The 20,044-nt window shown below is 60.7% G+C and carries 20 protein-coding genes; 11 read left to right on the top strand and 9 right to left on the bottom strand.

The annotated features are described in order from the left end of the window. Positions 1-510: 510 nt before the first annotated feature. Together AB4N74_RS12715 and AB4N74_RS12710 are read right to left on the bottom strand one after the other, a co-directional pair. Positions 511-1,629 carry a DmpA family aminopeptidase gene (locus AB4N74_RS12715; protein ID WP_460100560.1) on the bottom strand — a complete coding sequence of 373 codons (1,119 nt, stop codon included), beginning with the start codon at positions 1,627-1,629 and terminating at the stop codon, positions 511-513. A gap of 161 nt (positions 1,630-1,790) precedes the next feature. Then, positions 1,791-2,906, bottom strand: coding sequence for an extracellular solute-binding protein (locus tag AB4N74_RS12710; RefSeq protein ID WP_258708445.1), 1,116 nt, complete (start codon positions 2,904-2,906; stop codon positions 1,791-1,793). Between the two features lie 110 nt (positions 2,907-3,016). Between AB4N74_RS12710 and AB4N74_RS12705 the strand changes: the two genes are divergently transcribed. Then, the gene (locus AB4N74_RS12705) at positions 3,017-3,790 is read left to right on the top strand and encodes a helix-turn-helix transcriptional regulator (protein ID WP_460100557.1); all 774 of its coding nucleotides are present in this window, start codon (positions 3,017-3,019) and stop codon (positions 3,788-3,790) included. A 149-nt stretch (positions 3,791-3,939) separates the two neighbouring features. Here AB4N74_RS12705 and AB4N74_RS12700 read toward each other — a convergent pair whose 3' ends face one another. Then, on the bottom strand, positions 3,940-4,881 hold the full coding sequence (locus tag AB4N74_RS12700) for a class I SAM-dependent methyltransferase (protein WP_116254989.1): 942 nt from the start codon (positions 4,879-4,881) through the stop codon (positions 3,940-3,942). 199 nt (positions 4,882-5,080) lie between these two features. Between AB4N74_RS12700 and AB4N74_RS12695 the strand changes: the two genes are divergently transcribed. After that, positions 5,081-5,494: a response regulator gene (locus AB4N74_RS12695; protein WP_095048027.1), complete on the top strand. Its 414-nt coding sequence runs from the start codon at positions 5,081-5,083 to the stop codon at positions 5,492-5,494. A 78-nt stretch (positions 5,495-5,572) separates the two neighbouring features. Further along, positions 5,573-6,241: an HAD-IA family hydrolase gene (locus tag AB4N74_RS12690; RefSeq protein WP_320337621.1), complete on the top strand. Its 669-nt coding sequence runs from the start codon at positions 5,573-5,575 to the stop codon at positions 6,239-6,241. A 126-nt stretch (positions 6,242-6,367) separates the two neighbouring features. On the opposite strand, the gene AB4N74_RS12685 is transcribed toward AB4N74_RS12690, so the two are convergent. Together AB4N74_RS12685 and AB4N74_RS12680 are read right to left on the bottom strand one after the other, a co-directional pair. Continuing rightward, on the bottom strand, positions 6,368-7,027 hold the full coding sequence (locus AB4N74_RS12685) for a methyltransferase family protein (protein ID WP_460100552.1): 660 nt from the start codon (positions 7,025-7,027) through the stop codon (positions 6,368-6,370). Between the two features lie 217 nt (positions 7,028-7,244). Next, entirely contained in the window at positions 7,245-8,141 is an 897-nt protein-coding gene (locus AB4N74_RS12680) for a LysR substrate-binding domain-containing protein (protein WP_460100549.1), read from the bottom strand. A gap of 112 nt (positions 8,142-8,253) precedes the next feature. Here AB4N74_RS12680 and AB4N74_RS12675 point away from each other — a divergent pair, with 112 nt between their 5' ends. From AB4N74_RS12675 to AB4N74_RS12665, 3 genes are read left to right on the top strand one after another with little or no spacing between them, the layout of a single operon-like run. Continuing rightward, positions 8,254-9,276, top strand: coding sequence for an aldo/keto reductase (locus tag AB4N74_RS12675; protein ID WP_460100546.1), 1,023 nt, complete (start codon positions 8,254-8,256; stop codon positions 9,274-9,276). Continuing rightward, a complete protein-coding gene (locus AB4N74_RS12670) occupies positions 9,273-10,070 on the top strand; it encodes an SDR family NAD(P)-dependent oxidoreductase (protein WP_099756603.1) in 798 nt (265 codons plus the stop codon). The genes AB4N74_RS12675 and AB4N74_RS12670 overlap by 4 nt, the downstream gene beginning before the upstream one ends. Positions 10,071-10,091: 21 nt before the next feature. Beyond that, positions 10,092-10,502: an SRPBCC family protein gene (locus tag AB4N74_RS12665; protein WP_034156162.1), complete on the top strand. Its 411-nt coding sequence runs from the start codon at positions 10,092-10,094 to the stop codon at positions 10,500-10,502. Between the two features lie 131 nt (positions 10,503-10,633). Here the strand turns inward: AB4N74_RS12665 and AB4N74_RS12660 are convergent, their stop codons facing one another. Together AB4N74_RS12660 and AB4N74_RS12655 are read right to left on the bottom strand one after the other, a co-directional pair. Then, on the bottom strand, positions 10,634-12,028 hold the full coding sequence (locus tag AB4N74_RS12660; RefSeq protein WP_099756601.1) for a sensor histidine kinase: 1,395 nt from the start codon (positions 12,026-12,028) through the stop codon (positions 10,634-10,636). Then, on the bottom strand, positions 12,006-12,689 hold the full coding sequence (locus AB4N74_RS12655; protein ID WP_007914996.1) for a response regulator transcription factor: 684 nt from the start codon (positions 12,687-12,689) through the stop codon (positions 12,006-12,008). Before AB4N74_RS12655 ends, AB4N74_RS12660 begins: the two co-directional genes overlap by 23 nt. A 307-nt stretch (positions 12,690-12,996) precedes the next feature. On the opposite strand from AB4N74_RS12655, the gene AB4N74_RS12650 reads away from it, so the two are divergent. Continuing rightward, complete coding sequence (locus tag AB4N74_RS12650) at positions 12,997-13,926, top strand: hypothetical protein (RefSeq protein ID WP_093441079.1); 930 nt, start codon at positions 12,997-12,999, stop codon at positions 13,924-13,926. A gap of 24 nt (positions 13,927-13,950) precedes the next feature. Here AB4N74_RS12650 and AB4N74_RS12645 read toward each other — a convergent pair whose 3' ends face one another. Then, the gene (locus AB4N74_RS12645; RefSeq protein ID WP_147307379.1) at positions 13,951-14,160 is read right to left on the bottom strand and encodes a hypothetical protein; all 210 of its coding nucleotides are present in this window, start codon (positions 14,158-14,160) and stop codon (positions 13,951-13,953) included. On the opposite strand from AB4N74_RS12645, the gene AB4N74_RS12640 reads away from it, so the two are divergent. The 4 genes from AB4N74_RS12640 (at position 14,153) to hcnC (ending at position 17,908) form a co-directional block, all read left to right on the top strand. Then, entirely contained in the window at positions 14,153-14,692 is a 540-nt protein-coding gene (locus AB4N74_RS12640) for a hypothetical protein (protein WP_460100541.1), read from the top strand. The two genes, AB4N74_RS12645 and AB4N74_RS12640, sit on opposite strands and share 8 nt — an antisense overlap. 240 nt (positions 14,693-14,932) lie before the next feature. Further along, a complete protein-coding gene (gene hcnA, locus AB4N74_RS12635; protein WP_194936307.1) occupies positions 14,933-15,250 on the top strand; it encodes a cyanide-forming glycine dehydrogenase subunit HcnA in 318 nt (105 codons plus the stop codon). Further along, positions 15,247-16,656 (top strand): cyanide-forming glycine dehydrogenase subunit HcnB, encoded by a 1,410-nt coding sequence (hcnB, locus tag AB4N74_RS12630; protein WP_460100538.1) that lies wholly within the window; start codon positions 15,247-15,249, stop codon positions 16,654-16,656. The genes hcnA and hcnB overlap by 4 nt, the downstream gene beginning before the upstream one ends. Beyond that, complete coding sequence (hcnC, locus tag AB4N74_RS12625) at positions 16,649-17,908, top strand: cyanide-forming glycine dehydrogenase subunit HcnC (protein WP_460100535.1); 1,260 nt, start codon at positions 16,649-16,651, stop codon at positions 17,906-17,908. Before hcnB ends, hcnC begins: the two co-directional genes overlap by 8 nt. A 115-nt stretch (positions 17,909-18,023) precedes the next feature. Here hcnC and AB4N74_RS12620 read toward each other — a convergent pair whose 3' ends face one another. Next, on the bottom strand, positions 18,024-19,832 hold the full coding sequence (locus AB4N74_RS12620) for a monovalent cation:proton antiporter-2 (CPA2) family protein (protein WP_093441057.1): 1,809 nt from the start codon (positions 19,830-19,832) through the stop codon (positions 18,024-18,026). Between the last annotated feature and the right edge of the window lie 212 nt (positions 19,833-20,044).

Raw genomic sequence — 20,044 nt, 5'->3', positions numbered from 1 at the left:
GCAGCAAGGGCTTTTTTGTGGGCGCCATTCAGCCGGGTTTGACGTTCAAGGTGATCCGCGCCGTGAACACCTGTTTGCCCTCGGTATCGTGAACAGGTTGGCGGGGCGCGTGAAGGGCAGCATGGCGTTCGATTCGCGCCGATCAGGCACCGGGCGACTGATTTGCGCAGACAAAAAAAGAGCCTCAAAGCTCTTTGATGGGGAGGAAGTAGAGCCCTCGAGGCTCAAGATGCGCATGAAGCAAGGCATGGGCTTGATTGGGGTTCAGAGCACCCGTGCCTACGCAGCGCCCGAAGAGCGGAGCCACTGCGTGATTCCATCGTAGGAGTGTGCAAGTGACGGCTCAAGTACCGCCAGTCGCGCGGACTGCGGCGCGGGAGCCTTCCCCAAATATTGATGTAACCCTTTGTGGGAGCGAGCTTGCTCGCGAGCGCGGTGGGTCAGTCAAATCTACTTCGACTGACAAACCGCGATCGCGAGCAGGCTCACTCCTACAGGGGAAAAGCGCTGTCAACGGGCGCCAGGCCAGCCTGATTTTTCGAGGGCGGCGAGCAGGGTTTCGGCATCCAGTCCCGGCACCGAGTGACCGTTGCCTTCGGTGCTGTCACTGGCCAGCAAGGCATTGATGATCGCTTCCTCAACCGCCTCGGTCGCGGCCAGGAACAACTCGCTGATATGGTCGTTATTGACCATGCGCAAGCCGTCACAGGTCGGCGCGCCTTTGCCTTCGTACGCCGCCGGTGGCACATGAGCGTTGCCGGTGGCGAAGGCGATGAAGATGTCGCCGCTGTGATCCTCGTTGCCGCCGCCGGTGCGCGCCAGGCCGAGGCTCGCGCGCTGTGCCAGGCGAGTGCACTGGTGGGGCAACAGCGGCGCATCGGTCGCCAGGCAGACGACGATCGAACCCATGCCCGGATGCGGCAATGAGGCGCGCAAGAACGGCGAATCTTTCGGTTCCATATAGCGCCCGACCGGGTAGCCATCGACCCGCAGTTCGCTGCGAATGCCGTGGTTGGCCTGGACGATCGCGCCGACGGTCCAGCCGCCCTGGGCGCTGCTCAAACGCCGCGACGACGTACCGATGCCACCCTTGAATTCATGGCAGATCATGCCGCTGCCACCGCCGACGGCACCTTCCACCACCGGGCCGTCGACCGCGTTTTTCAGGGCTTCAGCCACATGCGCGGGCTGCACGTGAAAACCGTTGATATCGTTGAGCAGGCCGTCAAAGGTCTCCAGCACCACTGGCATGTTCCAGTAGAGACGGCCGTCGTCGGGTTGCTGCTGGCGATCCAGTGCAACCAAGGCATCGCGCACCACACCGAGGCTGTGGGTGTTGGTGAAGGCAATCGGGCTGGTCAGCAGACCCGCCTCGCGAATCCATTCAAGCCCGGTGGCGTCACCATTGCCGTTGAGCACATGCACGCCAGCAAAACACGGTTGCTGATTGGTCGAACCCGGACGCGGTTCGATCAGCGTCACGCCGGTGCAGATGTCCCGTTCGGCGCTGCTGCGTCCGCGCACATTGCCGTGGCCGACGCGTACGCCGGGTACATCAGTGATGGCGTTGAGCGGGCCGGGATGCAGTTGACCGATGCGGATGTTGAGGTCACGGGCACGAGGTTTCATTGATTTCTGTCTCTCTAAAAAATGCAGGGTTGTTCACCGGCCCCTGTGGGAGCGAGCTTGCTCGCGAAGGCAATCCGACATCCAACATTGATGTCGACTGACCCACCGCATTCGCGAGCAAGCTCGCTCCCACAGGATTTGGTGAAATGTTCAAAAGGGGATTACTGGCCGTTCTTGACCTTGCTCCACACCCGCGTGCGCACCCGTTCGGTGGCTTTGGGCAGGGGTTCAAGGGTGTACAGCGTGGCCATCGCCGTGGCCGATGGATAAACCGCCGGGTTGTCCCGCGTGGCGGCGGCCACCAGCGCTGTCGCCGCTCGGTTGCCATTGGGATACGACAGATGATCACTGACCGGCGCAATCACTTCGGGGCGCAGCAGATAGTCGATAAACGCCAGCCCTTGGGGCCGATTCGGCGCGTCCTTGAGCAGCACCAACGTGTCGAACCACACTGGCGCGCCTTCCTTGGGCAGGCTGTAGGCGATCTTCACGCCGTTGTTGGCCTGCTCGGCATTGGTCTTGGCTTCCAGCATCGCGCCCGACCAGCCGACTGCCACGCAAATGTTGCCGTTGGACAGGTCGCTGATGAATTTCGACGAGTTGAAATAGGCGATGTGCGGGCGCAGTTTCAGCAGTAGCGCTTCGGCTTTTTTATAGTCTTCGGGATCGGTGCTGTTGGGTGGCAAGCCGAGATAGTGCAGGGCGACCGGCAGCATCTCCGACGGCGAATCGAGCATCGCCACGCCGCACTGGCCGAGTTTGGCGAGGTTGGCTTCGTTGAACACCAGATCCCACGAATCCACCGGCGCCTTGTCGCCCAGCGCCGCGCGTACTTTGTCGACGTTGTAGCCGATGCCGTTGGTGCCCCACAGATACGGCACGGCGTATTGATTGCCGGGATCGTTGTTGGCCAGTTTTGCCAACAAATCGGCATCAAGATTCTTCCAGCCCGGCAGTTGCTCGCGTGGCAGCGGGGCCAGCGCGCCGGCCTTGATCAGCGTCGGCAGGCTGAAGTTGCTTGCCACCACCACGTCGTAGCCGCTGCGACTGGTCATCAATTTGCCTTCGAGGACTTCGGCACTGTCGAAGGTGTCGTAGACCGGCTGGATACCGCTGTCGCGCTGGAAGTCGTGGAGGGTGTTCGGGCCGATGTAGTCGTACCAGTTGTAGACGTGCACGCTCGGCGCGTCAGCGGCCATGGCGATCGAGCTGGCGCCAATACCGGCCAGCAGGCCCAGTTGAATGCTGAGGTTGATACAGCCACGGTGACCACGCATGATGCGGCACTCCTGGCCTGTGCAGGCCGGTGATGAACAGGAGTGGTCAGCCTATCGGGCTGGTCACGCCTGACCCATTCCCATCATGGGTTACTCAAAAGGGGTAGTGCGTGGACGCGTTGCTGCAGGAACTGCCAGTGCATCAGAGCCTGGCGCGGGTATTTGCCGGTGTCGGTCAGGACGGTTTCTGGCGTGCGCTGGTGGACACGTTGCGGCTGCTGGTGCCGCTGGACAACGCGCTGGTGGCGTTGATGAAAGCCGGGCAGGCGCCGCAATTGCTGATCGACTTCGACAGCAAGGGCCGCCCCGACGAGCAGGAAGAACTGGCCGGTTACAGTGCCGGGATGTACCTGCTCGATCCGTTTTACCAGAGCGCCTCGACCGGCATTGCTGATGGTTTGCACAGCCTCGCCTCGGTGGCGCCGGACCAGTTTCTGCACAGCGAGTACTACCAGAGTTACTTTCGTTCGGTGGTGGGCGAGGACGAGTTGCAGTTCATGATCAACGTCGAGGGCGGCGTGCTCGGTTTGTCATTGGGCCGTTCGACGCCGTTCGACATGGCCGAGCAGGGCCGGTTGTTGTGCGTGCGCGATTGGGTGTTGGCGGCAATGCGTCGGCATGTGCAGTTGCTGCCGCCGCAGGGCGCGGTGGCGGAAATGGTGGTTGGGGATCTGGCGACGTTGCTCGACCGCTTCGACGCGCGGCTGACGGTGCGTGAGGTCGATACGGCGCGGCTGATTTTGCAGGGCTTCTCCAGCAAGGCGATGGCCCAGCAGATGGGCATTTCGCCGGAGACGGTCAAGGTGCATCGACGCAATCTGTATCACAAGCTCAATGTCACCGGGCATGGAGAGTTGTTTGCGCTGGTGCTGCGCTCTCACTAAAGATCATCGGTCGTACACATAAACCTGTGGGAGCGAGCTTGCTCGCGAATGCGGTAGATCAGTCAACCTCACTGGCGACTGACAAAACGCTTTCGCGAGCAAGCTCGCTCCCACAGGGGGTGTGTGTTGTTCAGGGGATCTTCGGGGTGTCAGGTGGTGCGTTGGAAAACCAGGGCTTTGAGGCCGCTCTGCGGATCTATGTCCGGAAACTCCGGCGGATTCTCCAGCCGCTCTACAAAGCGCAGACTCGGTGCTTCCTGAGTCACGCCATCAATCAGAAAGTCCGAACCGAATGCCGGGTCGTTCATGCACGCCAGCACTGTGCCTTGCGCCGTGAGCAATTCCGGCAAGCGGCGCAGCACGCGCTGGTAATCCTTGGTCAGCAGGAAACTGCCTTTCTGGAACGACGGCGGATCGATGATCACCAGATCATACGGGCCGCTGTTGATCACCTTGCCCCAGGACTTGAACAGGTCGTGGCCGAGGAAACTGACTTTGCTCAGATCATGGCCGTTCAAGCGATGATTGTCGCGGCCACGGCTCAGGGCCGCGCGGGACATGTCCAGGTTGACCACATGACTGGCGCCGCCCTCGATGGCCGCCACGGAAAAACCGCAGGTGTAGGCAAACAGATTGAGCACACGTTTGCCGTTGGCCTGTTCGCGCACCCAATTGCGCCCGTAACGCATGTCGAGAAACAGCCCGGCGTTCTGCTTGCGGCCCAGATCGACGCGATACTGCAAGCCACCCTCGACGATGCTCATTTCGTCGATCTCATCACCCAGCAGCCACTCGGCAGTGCTCTGCGGCAAATAGCGATGCTGGATCAGCAACGTGTGGGCGCCGGACTGTTTCCATTCGGCGGAACCGGTGAGTTTCATCAGCAACGCCTTGAGATCGTCCAGTTGCTCAGGCGCCGGCTCCTTGAACAGCGACACCAGCACCACGCCTTGCAGCCAGTCCACCGTCAACTGCTCCAGCCCGGCCCAGCAGCGTCCACGCCCGTGGAACAGGCGACGGGTTTCGCTCGGCGCGGCCGCGAGGGCCGGCAGCAGATGGGCATGGAGGGTAGCGAGGGCTTCAGGGTTCATCGGTCAGGATCGGCAAGCAAAAGGGCCGGCATTTTAACCACAAATACGCCGTCACGAACGATTGCCGGCGACGGGCAAAAACGGCCTTTCGCAAAAGACCTGTATCAAAAATGAATTTCTGCAGAGCCCGCTGCTCATACCAGTTAAGCAGCGGATTCAAGCCGCTAAATCGTTAATGCAATTCAGGGAGTGCAGTTCCATGTGCCCAATACCTACGGCGAGCGCGCACCTTCCTGACGGATTGATTCTGGTGGTTGAGGATGATCCGTTGATTCTGGAGTTTCTCTGCGAAATTCTTCAGGAGGAAGGTTTCAAGGTCGAGCCACGTACTAGCGCGGATGACGCCAAGCTGTATCTGGAAGAGCACGCGCCGGAAGTGGCCTTGCTGCTGACCGACATCACCATGCCCGGCGAAATCAATGGCGCCGGGTTGGCCAATCTGGTCGGCGAACGCTGGCCGGACAAGCCGGTCATGGTCATGTCCGGCTATGAAACCCCGGAGACATCGGGGGTCAAGCACCCGGTGGCGTTCATCAAGAAGCCGTGGGCCATCGGTCAGTTACTCGACTGCGTGGATAGCGCGTTCAAGTCCAAGGCTCCGCGCCTGCACTGAGATGCCGGGACGAATCGCTGGGCAAAAATGCTACATTGCCCGGCCAATCCGCCCAGTCTTGTCAAAGGATGCGATCTTTTGTCTGCTCACGATAACGTCTTCGATCGCGCGTTCGGCGCGTTTCTGTTCGACATGGACGGCACCGTCCTCAATTCCATTGCCGCCGCCGAGCGGATCTGGGCAGCTTGGGCCGTGCGCCATGGCGTCGATGTGGAAACGTTTTTGCCAACCATTCATGGTGCGCGCGCGATCGACACCATCACCCGGCTGAACCTGCCGGGGGTGGATGCCGAGGCGCAAGCGGCGTTCATTACCGAGGCGGAAATCGAAGACGTTGAAGGCATTGTCGAGATACCCGGCGCGGCGAAATTTCTCAATAGCCTGCCCAAAGATCGCTGGGCGATGGTGACGTCGGCGCCACGGGATCTGGCGTTGCGGCGCATGGCGGCGGCGGGGATTCCAGAGCCTGCGGTGATGATCACCGCGGAAGATGTGCAGGCGGGTAAACCTGATCCGGCCGGCTATTTACTGGCGGCCAAGCGACTGGGTCTGGAGCCTCGTGATTGCCTGATCTTCGAAGACGCCACGGTCGGCATTCAGGCTGCCGAAGCGGCTGGTGCGGCGTTGATGATCATCACCACCACGCATCAGCATCCGCTGGAAACTACCCATGCGACGTTGGCCAGTTACGCTGCGGTCAGCGTCAAGATCGATAGCGACGGTCAACTCCACCTGCAAAAAAACTGACACCCCGAAATCCCTGTGGGAGCGAGCTTGCTCGCGAAAGCGATGGGTCAGCCACCATCAATAGTGACTGTGCCGCCGTCTTCGCGAGCAAGCTCGCTCCCACAGGATCCTGAGTGAGTTCGAAAATCAATAAACCCCCGGCACCAACCGCCAACTCCGCGCACAGTAATCGTCATACTCCGCCCCAAACTGCGCCCGCAGCAGGGCTTCTTCCGAATGAATCCGGGCAATCAACGGGATCAACGTCAGCGCCGCCAGCATCAACCCGACCACCGAACGAAACGCCAATGCCCAGCCCACGGCATTGATCACCAACCCCAGATAACTCGGATTGCGCAGCCGTTGGTAAATGCCATCGGTCACCAATCGGTGCCCCGGTTGAATCGCCACCAATCCACTGAACCGCCGTCCCAGCACAAACACCGGCCACAACCGCAGCACGCCGCCGACGATAAACAGCAATGCGCCGAGCCAACGCACGCCTTCACCGCCCAGCGTCCAGAAATTCACCCGGTCGCAATAGGCCGGCAGAAAACCACTGAGCAGCCCGATCACACCGAACGCCGGAATCACCCAGCGATTGGCGCGGTCTTCGCGCTCGCCGGAACTGAGGTTGACCTCGCTGAACAGTGAAACAATCACCATGGCCACCGTCGCCAATGCGACGATCACCAGCGAACCGTGGGAAAAGAACATCGCCACACCACCAATCCCCCACACCGCCAGGCCGAGGTAGGCAAGTGTGGCGAGTACCGCAACGACGGTCATTTGTGCGGACATTCTCATGGTCAACTCACGGCTGGATGCTGATCCGTTGAGTGTAGATCCACCGCAAAACCTGTGGGAGCGAGCCTGCTCGCGAAAGCGTTGGGTCAGTCACATTCGATGTTGGATGTGCCGGCCCCTTCGCGAGCAGGCTCGCTCCCACAGGTTATGGGGTAGATTTCAATCTGTGAACGACACGAATTCCTGTGGGAGCGAGCTTGCTCGCGAAGAGGCCCTGTCAGTCAGCGGCTATCTCACCGTCAGTCAGGACTTTGCGGAAGGTCTCGACCAATGGCCGCAAATTGATCCGGTGCCACGCCGCCCACAATGGCGTGGTCAAGGTCAGCCACGGCAGCTCCCGCAGCACTACGCCCGGCGGTGCGTTATGGCTCAGGCCTTTCTGGATCATCGCAATCCCCAGCCCCGACGCCACCAGACCCAGCGCGGTAAACGGTTCGGTCGCCTGCATGCGCACATCCGGGGTGAATCCCGCGCGGATGCAGGCGCTGACGAACTCATCTTTGGCATCCTGACGCGGCTGCACGCCGATCCATTCCTGATCGGCCAGATCCTCGGGACTCAACGCCGCTTGCTGCGCCAAACGATGCTGCTCCGGCAACGCCAGCAGCATCGGGTCATCGAGCACCTGAAAACCCAGCAGATCCGGATCGTCATCGGTCGGCGGCTCGCTCACCAACGCGATATCGAGACTACGCTGTCGCAAGCCTTCCAATTGCTCGGCAGAACTGAGGTTGTACAACGCGACATGCACATTCGGCCGGTCCACGCGTAACACGCGCAAGGCATTGGGCAAGACGCCGGCGTGCATGGCATTTTCGATATAGCCGATGCACAAACCGCCTTCTTCGCCACGACCCAAGCGTTTGCCGAGAGATTCCAGGCGATTGGCGTGGGTGAGCAGGGCGCGGGTTTCGGCGAGGAAAGTCTGGCCATCACGGGTCAGGCGAATGCGTTGCTGGCTGCGCTCGAACAGCGTCAGGCCCAGGCGTTCTTCGAGCTGGGCGATCTGCCGGCTCAGTGGCGACTGAGAAATATGCAGCCGTTCGGCGGCGCGGCCGACGTGTTCTTCCTCGGCGACTACAACGAAGTAGCGCAATTGGCGGATGTCGATCATGTCAGACCTATAGGGACTCAAGTGCTGCAGATTATGTCTTGGACGGTCTCGGTGGCGCAATCTAGGATCTGCTCAACGGTCACACCGACCAAGAATGTATGAGGACAGTCCAATGAGCTTGAAAGACAAACTGCCCGGGCAACTGGGCTTCGGCACCGCGCCGCTGGGCAACATGTTTCGCGCCATCCCCGAAGAAGAAGCGCAGGCCACCGTGCACGCCGCGTGGGATGCCGGCGTGCGCTACTTCGACACCGCGCCGTTTTACGGTTCGGGGCTGTCGGAAATCCGCCTTGGTGAGGCACTCAAGCAATACAAACGCGACGATTACGTGCTGAGCAGCAAGGTCGGCCGGGTGATTCTCGATGAAATCGAAGACGCCGCCGCCCGCGATCTCGGCGAAAAAAGTGGTGTATTCGAACACGGTCGCCCGAACAAGATCGTCAATGACTACAGCGCCGATGCAACCCTGCGCTCCATTGAGGACAGCCTCAAACGCCTGCAAACCGATCGTCTCGACATCGTCTGGGTGCACGACATCGCTCAAGATTTCTACGGCGATCAATGGCTGGAGTACTTCAACCAGGCCCGCACCGGCGCGTTCAGAGTCCTCACCCGCTTGCGCGAAGAAGGCGTGATCAAGGCCTGGGGCCTGGGCGTGAACAAAGTCGAGCCGTGCGAACTGACCCTCGACCTCAGCGAAGCGCAGCCGGATGGTTTCCTGTTGGCTGGCCGCTACACGCTGCTCGACCACGAACGTCCGTTGCAACGCCTGATGGATGCAGCGCTGGCGCAAAACGTTGAAATCGTCGTCGGTGGCCCTTATAGCTCAGGAATTCTCGCCGGCGGCTCGCACTTCGAATACCAGCAGGCCCGCCCTGAAGTCATCGCCAAGGTCGAGCAGATCAAACGCATCGCCGCCGCTTACAATGTTGATCTCAAAGCCGCTGCGCTACAGTTCTCGCTGGCCAATCCCGCTGTTGCGGCGGTGATTCCCGGCGCAAGCAAACCGCAACGCATCGCCGAAGATGTCGCGGCATTGTCGGCCAGTATTCCTGCCGGTTTCTGGCAGGCGATGCGCGACGCCCAACTGGTTTCCGAACGTGCACCATTGCCAATCGATGAGGTGAAAGCATGAAGATTGATCTGAGTGGAAAACTGGCCATTGTCAGCGGCAGCACTGCTGGTATCGGCTTGGGCATCAGCCAGTCGCTGGCCGAAGCTGGCGCCACGGTGGTGGTGATCGGCCGCGACACGGGCAAAGTTGAACAGGCGTTGGCGAGTATTCGCGAGAAAGTCCCGGGTGCGCAGTTGCGTGGTCTGGCTGCCGATCTGGGCACCGCGGAGGGCGCGCAGAAGCTGTTCGCCGCTGAACCGCGTGCGGACATTCTGGTGAACAATCTCGGCATCTTCGACGCCGTGGATTTCTTCGAAGCGCCGGACAGCGAGTGGACGCGTTTCTATGAGGTCAACGTGATTTCCGGCGTGCGCCTGGCGCGGCACTACGTGCCGGCGATGGTCGAGCAGGGCTGGGGCCGGGTGATCTTCCTGTCCTCGGAATCCGGCGTGGCCACGCCAGCGGACATGATCAACTACGGCGTGACCAAAAGCGCCAATCTGGCGGTGTCCCACGGTCTGGCCAAACGTCTGGCTGGCACCGGGGTGACGGTCAATGCGATCCTGCCGGGGCCGACCTTCACCGATGGCCTGCAAGACATGCTCAAGGATGCTGCCGCCGAATCCGGGCGCAACCTGCGCGATGAAGCCGATGCCTTTGTGCTCAAGGCTCGCCCGACCTCGATCATCCAGCGCGTGGCGGATGTCGAAGAAGTCGCGCACCTGGTGACCTACATTGCTTCGCCGCTGTCCTCGGCCACCACCGGCGCCGCATTGCGCGTCGATGGCGGCGTGGTCGACAGCCTGACGATCTGAATTCTGGAGAGACGTTTATCTATGCCAACAGCATCCGCAACCATCGACATTCCGGCCTCGGCCGATCAGGTCTGGCAATTGATCGGCGGCTTCAACACGCTGCCCGATTGGCTGCCCTTTATTCCCAACAGTGAACTGAGCGACGGTGGCCGTGTGCGCACCTTGCAAACCGCTGACGGCGCTGTGGTAATCGAGCGCCTGCAAGCGTTCGACAACGCCGCGAAGACCTACAGCTATTCGATCGAACAGGCACCGTTCCCGGCGACTGATTACCTGGCGACGATCAAGGTCGAAGCCCAGGGGCAGGGCGCCCGCGTGACGTGGTCGGGGCGTTTCAACGCCAAAGGCGTGAGTGATGAGGAAGTGGTGGCGCTGTTCAGTGGCATCTATCAGGGTGGCCTCGAGGCACTGCGAGCCAATTACCCAACCTGATCATTGAGCACAAAACCCTGTGGGAGCGAGCCTGCTCGCGAAGAGGGACTGTCAGGCAACATCTTTGTTGAATGACACACCGCTTTCGCGAGCAGGCTCGCTCCCACATTGATTGCATTCCAAGGTGGGAATCAGGAATTCTCGATCAGGCTCTGCCGGCAATCGAGCGCCAGTTTCGCCCCACCCAGATCACTGCTGCCGACTTCAAGACTGAAGCCATGCAAGCTGACAATCGCCGCCACAATCGACAATCCGAGGCCAAAGCCACCCTGCGGCTGCCCACCCTCGGCGCGATAGAAGCGCTGGAACACCGCCTCACGCTCAGCCTCGGGAATCCCCGGCCCTGAGTCGTGCACCTCAATCCGCGTCTGCCCACCCGCGTTCACCCCACGCAGCATCACCGTGCCGCCCGGTGGTGTGAACTTGATCGAGTTACTCAGCAGATTGGCCAAGGCCTCGAACAGCAATGCCCGATCACCATTGAGCGGCGGCAGCGTCTCCGGCATGTTCAGCTCGAAACGCAGCTCGCCTTCCTCGGCCAGCGGCAGGTAAAACTCGTGCAGTTCTTCCAGCAATTGCACTGGATCGAGCTCGACAAAACCTGAACGGCGCTGGCGATCCTCAAGCTCGGAAATCCGCAACAACCCGCGAAACCGCGCCATCAGCGTGTCCGCTTCGGCGAGCACCAGATCCAGTTGCGCCGCTTCCTGCGAACCTTCACCAGCCTGCTGCTGCATGCGATACAACTGCGCGCGCAGGCGCGTCAGTGGCGTGCGCAGATCATGGGCGATGTTGTCGCAGACGCCTTTGACTTCATTCATCAAGCGCTCAATGCGCTCCAGCATCGCGTTGACGATGGCGGCGAGCATGTCCAGTTCATCGCGGCGATTGGACAAGGGCAGGCGCCGCGTCAGGTCGCCGGCAACAATCGCCTGAGCGCTGGCCTGAATCGCCCGGATGCGCCGCAACGGCCGACGCCGCAGTAAATGCCAACCGGCAATGCCCGGCAGAATCGTCAGCGACACGCCCCAGAACAACGCATGCAAAATGATCCGCGTGACGGCGAACAGCGAGCCGTTATCGCGCAGCAATACCAGCCAGCGCCCATCGCGGGTTTGCGTGGCCACCGCGTCGCAGCTGTCATTGGGCAGGGTCGGGTCATCGGAGTCGGCGCAGTCGGCGAGCATGTGGATCTTGCCGTCCAGCGGCAGGCCTTCGGGGATCTGCTGGAGTGCGCCGCCAAGGTATACGCCTTGCGCATCGAACAGGCCATAAGCGTCGATGCCGCGAATGTCGAAGGTCATGCTGGCGGCGAGGGCGTCTTCGAGTTGTTCGCCGCGAAAGTGTGAAAACAGGTGCTGACGTTGCATCAACGAGTGTTTGGCGAGGTTGTCGAGGTAGCCGGAGACCTCGTAATACATGACCCCCATGAGGATCGCGCTCCAGGCCACGAACAGCGAACTGTACAGCGCCAGCAAGCGGCTGCTGGAGGAGCGCCAGCCGTCAGACGGGTTCGGCAATGACATAACCCGAGCCCCGTACCGTGCGGATCAGCGGCACATGGCCGGCGGCGTCGATCTTCTTGCGCAGACGGCCGATGTGCACGTCGATCAGGTTGGTGCCGGGGTCGAAGTGATAGCCCCAGACCTCTTCGAAAATCATCATCCGCGAAAGGATCTGGCCACTGTTGCGCATGAGGAATTCGAGCAGCTTGTATTCGGTCGGCAGCAGCGTCAGCACTTGTTCGGCGCGGCGCGCTTCATGGCTGATCAAATCGAGTTCGAGGTCGGCCACCTGCAACGTCGTTGCCTGAGTGGCGCCGCTGTTCTGCCGACGCAGCAACACTTCCACCCGCGCGGCCATTTCATCGGTGGCGAACGGTTTGGTCAGGTAATCATCGCCGCCGGCGCGCAAGCCGCGTACGCGTTCGTCGACATCGGAGAGGGCGCTGATCATCAGGATCGGCGTGGCCACGCCCATGGTACGCAGCGTGGTGACGATGGCCAGGCCATCGAGTTCGGGCAGCATGCGGTCGAGGGTGATCAGGTCGTAGTTGCCACTCACGGCGCGGTCGAGCCCTTCGCGGCCATTGTCGACCCAGTCGACTTCCAGCCCGTGGCTGCTCAGTTCGGCGACGATTTCCCGAGCGGTCACGGCGTCGTCTTCGATGGTCAAGATACGAGTCATAGGCAGGCCTGCTGATCGGTTCAAACGGAATGGCAGCATTTTGCCAAGAAATTGCGCTGGCGCTTTAAATTAACTTTCATGTTGACCTGTCACAAACGCAGATTTGGAGCGCTATTGATACTTGAGGCCAATGCATAAAACCCGCTGTTATCCGGCAATTATTGCAATTTGCAAGGTTTGCGTAAGTTCACTCTTTCTAACTGATTGAAATTAATAGATTTATCTAATTTCCGCGACTGGCACGGTCACTGCAATTCCTCTGCTGACGAGTTGTAACACCATTTTTCATGCCTGGAGCAGAACAACAATGAATAGATCCTCTGATGGGTTTTATCCTGCCGTTGAAGAGTCGAGCAGCGTTTCGGGCGTGTCCTGGGGCGCGATCTTCGCCGGTGCCGCGGCTGCCGCTGCACTGTCGATGATTTTGGTGTTGCTCGGTTTCGGTTTGGGTTTCTCTGCCGTTTCACCGTGGGCCGGAGAGGGCGTCAGCGCCAAGGGCCTGGGCATTTCCACGATAGTCTGGCTGGCGGCGACGCAAATAATCGCTTCCGGCATGGGTGGCTACATCGCCGGTCGCCTGCGGGTGAAGTGGGCGAACATGCACGGTGACGAAGTGTATTTCCGCGACACCGCGCACGGCTTCCTGGCCTGGTGCGTGGCTACATTGGTTACCGCAGTGCTGGTGGTCGGTTCGGTCAGCAGCGTGATCAGTGGTGGTGTGCAGGCCGGTGCCAGTGTGGCTGGCGGTGCTGCCAGCGCCATGACTCAAGCAGCCGGTTCTGCGGCGGCCAACACCGACAGCAACCAGTACGGCTACTACATCGACAGCCTGTTCCGCGATGACCGTCCGGCCTCTGTCAGCGATGACGCCGCTCATGGCGCTGTGGCACGGATCTTCGCGCAAAGCCTGGCCAACGGTCAGCTGAGTGCTGAAGACCGTACTTACCTCGCACAACTGGTCGCGCAACGTACCAACCTGACTCAGGCCGATGCCGAACGTCGCGTTGACGAGATTTATGCGCGCACTCAGAAAGCCCTCGCCGACGCCAAAGTCAAAGCTCAACAAGCCGCCGACACTGCTGCGAAGGTCGCTGCCTGGACCTCGCTGTGGATGTTCATCTCGCTGTTGGCCGGTGCGTTCTTCGCCAGCCTCGCGGCTACTTACGGCGGTCGTCGTCGTGATGCCGTCGAGTACGTAGAAGTCGACACCTACACCACGACCACTCCAGTCCGTTAAACAAGGAGCATCACCATGCGCTCATTACTGCTGTTTTTCCTCGGCGTGCCAATCCCGATCATCATCCTGATCGCCCTGTTCGTGCACTGATTGCTTGATTGAGGCGTATGCCTCGGCCGCTTCCACCTTCGGGTGGAAGCGGCTTTTTGCTTTCTGACGGGGAACAAGGGGAGAATCCGCGTCGGCAACGGGGCGGCCGTTGCGCGCACGTTTAAGGATGAATACGTTGAACAAGCAAGCAATCAAACGAAAAGTCGTCGAAATGCTCGATAGCGGGCATTCCAGGGCCGAAACCTTTAAGGCGTTTTCGGGTGGCAAGGTCAAGGATCGAGTGCTGGCGGGCTGGATCGGGGCGCATCCGGATCCCGCCCTGAGAAAACGACACGCCGTTAAAGTCAACATTCTGGTCGCACTGATGGGTATTTGGGGACTTCTCGGGGCGATAGCCGGGCTGCTTCAAATCAATGACGGTGGCACCGCTATGGCATTGACCATGGTCTTGATTATTGGCGTGATTCCGCTCTTGTTTGCGTGGGGCTTTTACAAGGGCATCGCGGTGGTTTACACAATCTATGTCACCTTCACGATCAGCCAGATTCCTCGTGAATTCTACGGCTTCAGTGAAGAACCCGTGTCGACTCTGCTCGGCGTGGCGTTCATTCTGGCCATGGTGTTCTACGCCGCCTGGGTCAAATGGCTGTTGTTTCCGGACCTCGCTTTGGTCGGTACAAGGAAGATCAAAGGGCAGTACGTCTTCTCCAACTGATCGTTGGACAATCCAGCCGCTTTCACTGGCCTGGATCAATATTTCGCCGGGCGATATCGCCTAACGTAAATGATCCAGGCCTTTGCTGAGGCATGAACTACAGTGCTTCACGCGCACCTTGTTGCGCTGACGAAGTAGCTGCGTCGACGCTCCTCACAGCCACAATAAACGCGTCGACCCGGTGTAGTGCAGCAAGGAGCTGACACCACCTCAACCGAACTCTCACGGATGAACATAGCAATGCACTGCCAAGAAAGAACCTTCGATATTCAGCCGTTGGCGCAGGCGGATATGACCGTCCACATCAACGGTCAAGCGGTCACCGCCGCCATCGGCGAAACCGTCCTCAGCGTTATTCAATCACTCGGCGTTCGCCAGATCGCGCGCAACGATCACGACCAGATCACCGGCGCCTATTGCGGTATGGGCGTGTGCCAGTGCTGCCTGGTGAAAATCAATGGCCGGCACAAACGTCGTGCCTGTCAGACCGTGGTGCGTGACGGCATGCAGATTGAAACCCAGGTCAACCGCATCACCACGCAAGAGGTGATCGTATGAGCCAGCAACCGGTCATCGTCGGCGGCGGCCCGGCGGGGATGGCGGCGGCCATCGAACTGGCGCGCCACGGCGTGCGCTGCACCTTGCTCGAAGAAGCTTCGCGACTCGGCGGCGTGGTCTATCGCGGGCCGTTGCGTGACGGCGTGCAATTGGATTATCTCGGCCCGCGTTACTCCGAAGCACTGGGCAAACTGCACGGTGATTTTCAGGAGCAGGCCGGGCTGATCGACGTGCGCCTCAACCATCGCGTGGTCGGCGCCGAAGGCACCCGCGCGCTGGTGGTGCTCGATGGCGACGAGCAGTTACACGAGATCGAGTATCCGCAATTGCTCCTGGCTGCCGGTTGTCATGAACGCAGCGTGCCGTTTCCCGGCTGGACCTTGCCGGGGGTGATCATGCTCGGCGGTCTGCAACTGCAAATCAAAAGCGGCGTGGTCAAGCCGCAAGGGCCGGTGATCATCGCCGGCACCGGGCCGTTGCTGCCGCTGGTGGCGACGCAGTTGCATGCGTCGGGCGTCAGCGTCGCGGGCGTGTATGAGGCGTGCGCGTTCGGCAAGATTGCCCGCGAAAGTCTGGCGCTGCTGAACAAGCCGCAATTGTTTCTCGATGGTTTGAGCATGCTCGCCTACCTGAAACTGCACGGCATCCCTATGAACTACGGCTTGGGCGTGGTCGAGGCGCATGGCGAGGGCGAGCTGAAAAGCGTCAGCGTCGCGCCTTACTCGGCCACGTGGGAACCGGACATGAGCCGCGTCGAGCGTTTCGAAGCCAAGACCCTCGCGGTCGGTTACGGTTTCATTCCGCGCACCCAACTGAGCCAGCAGATGGGCCTGGATCACGGCTTCAGTGACGACGGTTACCTGCGCGCCAACGCCAACGTCTGGCAGCAAAGCAACGAACCGCACGTGCATCTGGCCGGCGACATGGGCGGGATTCGCGGCGGTGAAGCAGCGATGCTCGCCGGCAAGATCGCCGCAACCTCGATTCTCCTGCAACGCGGCGTGCTCGAGGAGGAATTGGCGCGTGTGCGCCGCGACCGTTACTTGAGCAAACTCAAAGCCATCGTGCGCTTTCGCGCTGCCGTCGATCGTTACACCGAACGCGGCGTCGGCCAGACCGCATTGCCCGCCGCTGACACGGTGATCTGTCGCTGTGAACACGCGACCCGCGCCGACATCGACCTGGCGCTGGAGCAGGGCGTGCAAGACATCGCCAGCCTGAAAATGCGCACCCGCGTGAGCATGGGCGATTGTCAGGGCCGGATGTGCGTCGGCTACTGCAGCGATCGCTTGCGTCAGGCGACCGGGCGCAAGGACGTCGGTTGGCTGCGCCCGCGATTCCCGATCGATCCGATTCCTTTTTCCGCGTTCCAGTCTGTCGGCACGGAGGCCGCTGCCCATGAGTAAGTTCTACGACGTGATCATTGCCGGCGGCGGCGTGATCGGGGCGTCCTGCGCCTATCAATTGTCCAAGCGCAAAAACCTCAAAGTGGCGCTGATCGATGCCAAGCGCCCTGGCAATGCTACCCGTGCTTCGGCCGGCGGTTTGTGGGCGATCGGTGAGTCGGTCGGCCTCGGCTGCGGGGTGATTTTCTTCCGCATGATGTCGGCCAACCGCAAGCGCGAAACCCAGGGCGCGGCGGTGGCAGTGGACGCAAGCACGCCGCACATTCTGCCGGAGTCATTCTTCGATTTCGCCCTGCAGTCCAACGCGCTGTACCCGGCTCTGCACCGTGAGCTGAAAGACAATCACGGCATGGATTTCAAGTTCGAAAGGACCGGGCTGAAATTCGTCATTTACGACGATGAAGACCGGCTCTACGCCGAGCACATCGTCGGCTGCATTCCGCACCTGGCCGATCAGGTGCGCTGGCTCGATCAGGCGGCGCTACGCGAGTCTGAACCGAGCGTCAGCCATGAAGCACGCGGGGCGCTGGAGTTTCTCTGCGACCACCAGGTCAGCCCGTTCCGCCTCGCCGATGCCTACATGGAAGGCGCGCGGCAGAACGGCGTCGACATCTTCGTCAACACCAACGTCACCGGTGTGTTGCATCACGGCAGTCGCGTCACCGGTGTGCAGACGGCCGAGGAGGGCGTGTTCCACTGCAAGACGCTGATCAACGCCGGCGGTGCCTGGGCGGCTGATCTGAGCGAATGGGCGACGGGCATTCGCATCCCGGTGAAACCGGTGAAGGGCCAGATTCTGCTCACCGAGCGCATGCCGAAAATCCTCAACGGCTGCCTGACCACCAGCGACTGCTACGTGGCGCAGAAGGACAACGGCGAGATCCTGATCGGCAGCACCACCGAAGACAAAGGCTTCGACGTCACCACCACCTACCCGGAAATCGCCGGGCTGGTGCAGGGGGCGGTGCGCTGCCTGCCGGAACTCAAGGACGTCAATCTGAAACGCACCTGGGCGGGTTTGCGTCCGGGTTCGCCGGATGAGTTGCCGATTCTCGGGCCGATGCGCGGGGTGGAAGGGTATTTGAATGCCTGCGGCCACTTCCGTACCGGGATTCTGACCTCGGCGATTACCGGCGTGCTGCTGGACAAACTGGTCAACGATGAACCGCTGCCGCTGGATATCACGCCGTTTCTGGCGGACCGGTTTGAGGTGGCGCCGGTCAAACCAGCACTGGAATTAGAACTGGCCTGACACCGATCCCCTGTAGGCCTTCGCCTGCTCGCGATAGCAGTCTGTCAGTAATGAATAAGTCGACTGACACACCGGCATCGCGAGCAGGCTCACTCCTACAGGTTCTGTGCAGGGCTCAGGTGTTACGGGATTCTTCTTCCAGCTGGTCGGATTCGAACAACCGCGCCAGTTCCGCCCGGGCTTCCTGGGCGGTTTGCAGCACTTTGGCGGCGTCGTCGTAGACCGCGTGTTGCGCCTCCAGCACTTGTTCGTCGTGATGCTTGAAGCGCTTGATCCGCGCATCGGCCTGGGCTTGGGTCAAACCAAGTCCCACCAAGGTGCGCCGGCTCATTTCCAGACTCGAATAATAGGTCTCACGAATCGCCTCCGCGCCAACATCCACCAACCGATGCACATGCTGACGGTTACGGGCCCGGGCGATGATCTTCATGTGCGGATACAGCTTGCGCACCACCTCGGCGGTCTTGATGTTGGTCTCCGGATCGTCCGTGGCAATCACGAAATATTCCGCCTCGCCGACCTTGGCTGCATTGAGGATTTCCGGGCGCATCGGGTCGCCGTAGAACACCGGCACACCGCCAAAACTGCGCGACAGTTCAATGGTTTCCACCGAGGTGTCCAGCGCGACGAACTTGATGTTCTGCGCACGCAGAATCCGCGCGACGATCTGGCCCATCCGGCCCATGCCGGCGATCACCACACGCGGAGTGTCGGTGTCGATCTCGCGGTATTTTTCCGGCACTTCCACCGGCTGCACTTTCGGGCTGACCAGCCGCGCGCAGATCAGCAGCAACAACGGCGTGACCGCCATCGACAGGGTGATGGTCAGCACCAGCAGGTCGTACAGACGCGGCTCAAACAGGCCCTGATCGCGACCGATCTTGAACACCACAAAGGCGAATTCACCACCCGCCGCCAAGACGATACCGAGGCGAATCGCACTGACCTTGTTCAAGCCCCCGGCCAGGCGTCCGACGATGAACAGCAGCGGTAATTTCAGCCCGATCAACAGCAGCGTCAGCCCCAACACGGTGATCGGCGCGCTGAGCAGCAAGCTGAGGTTGGCGCCCATGCCGACGCTGATGAAAAACAGCCCCAGCAGCAGACCTTTGAACGGCTCGATCTGCGCTTCCAGTTCATGGCGATATTCCGAATCCGCCAACAGCAAACCGGCAAGAAACGCCCCCAGCGCCATCGACACACCGACCAGATCCATCAACCACGCCGTGCCGATCACCACCAGCAACGCCGTAGCCGTCGACACTTCCGGCAGACCGGTTTTCGCCACCACGCGGAACACCGGACGCAACAGATAACGCCCACCGACCACGACCACGGCGATACCGCCGAGCACCTGCAACGCATGGTTCAGGCTTTCCGCGTTACTGGTGTCGTGAGCACCACCCGCCAGCATCGGCACCAGTGCGATCAACGGGATCGCGGCGATGTCCTGAAACAGCAGAATCGCGAACGCCAGTCGCCCATGGGGGCTGGTCAGCTCCTTGCGCTCAGCCAGACTTTGCAGACCGAATGCCGTCGAGGACAGCGCCAGACCAAGGCCGAGGACGATCGCACTGTTCAGCGGTTGGCCAAACACCGACAGCGCCAGCACGCCGATCACCGAAGCCGTCAGCAACACCTGCGCCAGACCAACGCCGAACACCGATTTGCGCATCACCCACAAGCGTCGCGGCGACAGCTCAAGCCCAATGATGAACAGCAGCAACACCACGCCCAGTTCGGAAATATGCGCGACGCTTTGCGGGTTGCCGATCAGACCCAAAACCGACGGGCCGATGATCACCCCGGCAAACAGATAACCGAGCACGGCGCCCAGTTGCAGACGTTTGGCCAAAGGCACGGTGAGCACGGCCGCGAACAGAAAGACGACAGCGGCTTGCAACAGATTGCCTTCATGGGGCATGGGGGGTTACTCCTGACAACGGTACGGCGGGGGTGACAAGGATAAGGGCTACCAAGACCTATAGGCCACTGGAGATCCAATGTGGGAGCGAGCTTGCTCGCGAAAGCGAAGTGTCAGTCAACAGGTTTGTCACTGGTAGATCGCATTCGCGAGCAAGCTCGCTCCCACAGGGGATTTTCATCGTTTCTATAATAATTGGCATCAATTGGTTA

The organism is Pseudomonas sp. H3_C08, from assembly GCF_054669455.1.
This window is presented reverse-complemented; position numbering and strand designations above follow the sequence as displayed.

What these genes read in the sequence shown, in the direction of transcription:
- AB4N74_RS12715 (WP_460100560.1), bottom strand. Translation starts at nt 1,629, where the DNA reads ATGAAACCTCGTGCCCGTGACCTCAACATCCGCATCGGTCAACTGCAT.
- AB4N74_RS12710 (WP_258708445.1), bottom strand. Translation starts at nt 2,906, where the DNA reads ATGCGTGGTCACCGTGGCTGTATCAACCTCAGCATTCAACTGGGCCTG.
- AB4N74_RS12700 (WP_116254989.1), bottom strand. Translation starts at nt 4,881, where the DNA reads ATGAACCCTGAAGCCCTCGCTACCCTCCATGCCCATCTGCTGCCGGCC.
- AB4N74_RS12695 (WP_095048027.1), top strand. Translation starts at nt 5,081, where the DNA reads ATGTGCCCAATACCTACGGCGAGCGCGCACCTTCCTGACGGATTGATT.
- AB4N74_RS12685 (WP_460100552.1), bottom strand. Translation starts at nt 7,027, where the DNA reads ATGAGAATGTCCGCACAAATGACCGTCGTTGCGGTACTCGCCACACTT.
- AB4N74_RS12680 (WP_460100549.1), bottom strand. Translation starts at nt 8,141, where the DNA reads ATGATCGACATCCGCCAATTGCGCTACTTCGTTGTAGTCGCCGAGGAA.
- AB4N74_RS12675 (WP_460100546.1), top strand. Translation starts at nt 8,254, where the DNA reads ATGAGCTTGAAAGACAAACTGCCCGGGCAACTGGGCTTCGGCACCGCG.
- AB4N74_RS12670 (WP_099756603.1), top strand. Translation starts at nt 9,273, where the DNA reads ATGAAGATTGATCTGAGTGGAAAACTGGCCATTGTCAGCGGCAGCACT.
- AB4N74_RS12665 (WP_034156162.1), top strand. Translation starts at nt 10,092, where the DNA reads ATGCCAACAGCATCCGCAACCATCGACATTCCGGCCTCGGCCGATCAG.
- AB4N74_RS12660 (WP_099756601.1), bottom strand. Translation starts at nt 12,028, where the DNA reads ATGTCATTGCCGAACCCGTCTGACGGCTGGCGCTCCTCCAGCAGCCGC.
- AB4N74_RS12655 (WP_007914996.1), bottom strand. Translation starts at nt 12,689, where the DNA reads ATGACTCGTATCTTGACCATCGAAGACGACGCCGTGACCGCTCGGGAA.
- AB4N74_RS12650 (WP_093441079.1), top strand. Translation starts at nt 12,997, where the DNA reads ATGAATAGATCCTCTGATGGGTTTTATCCTGCCGTTGAAGAGTCGAGC.
- hcnA (WP_194936307.1), top strand. Translation starts at nt 14,933, where the DNA reads ATGCACTGCCAAGAAAGAACCTTCGATATTCAGCCGTTGGCGCAGGCG.
- hcnB (WP_460100538.1), top strand. Translation starts at nt 15,247, where the DNA reads ATGAGCCAGCAACCGGTCATCGTCGGCGGCGGCCCGGCGGGGATGGCG.
- hcnC (WP_460100535.1), top strand. Translation starts at nt 16,649, where the DNA reads ATGAGTAAGTTCTACGACGTGATCATTGCCGGCGGCGGCGTGATCGGG.
- AB4N74_RS12620 (WP_093441057.1), bottom strand. Translation starts at nt 19,832, where the DNA reads ATGCCCCATGAAGGCAATCTGTTGCAAGCCGCTGTCGTCTTTCTGTTC.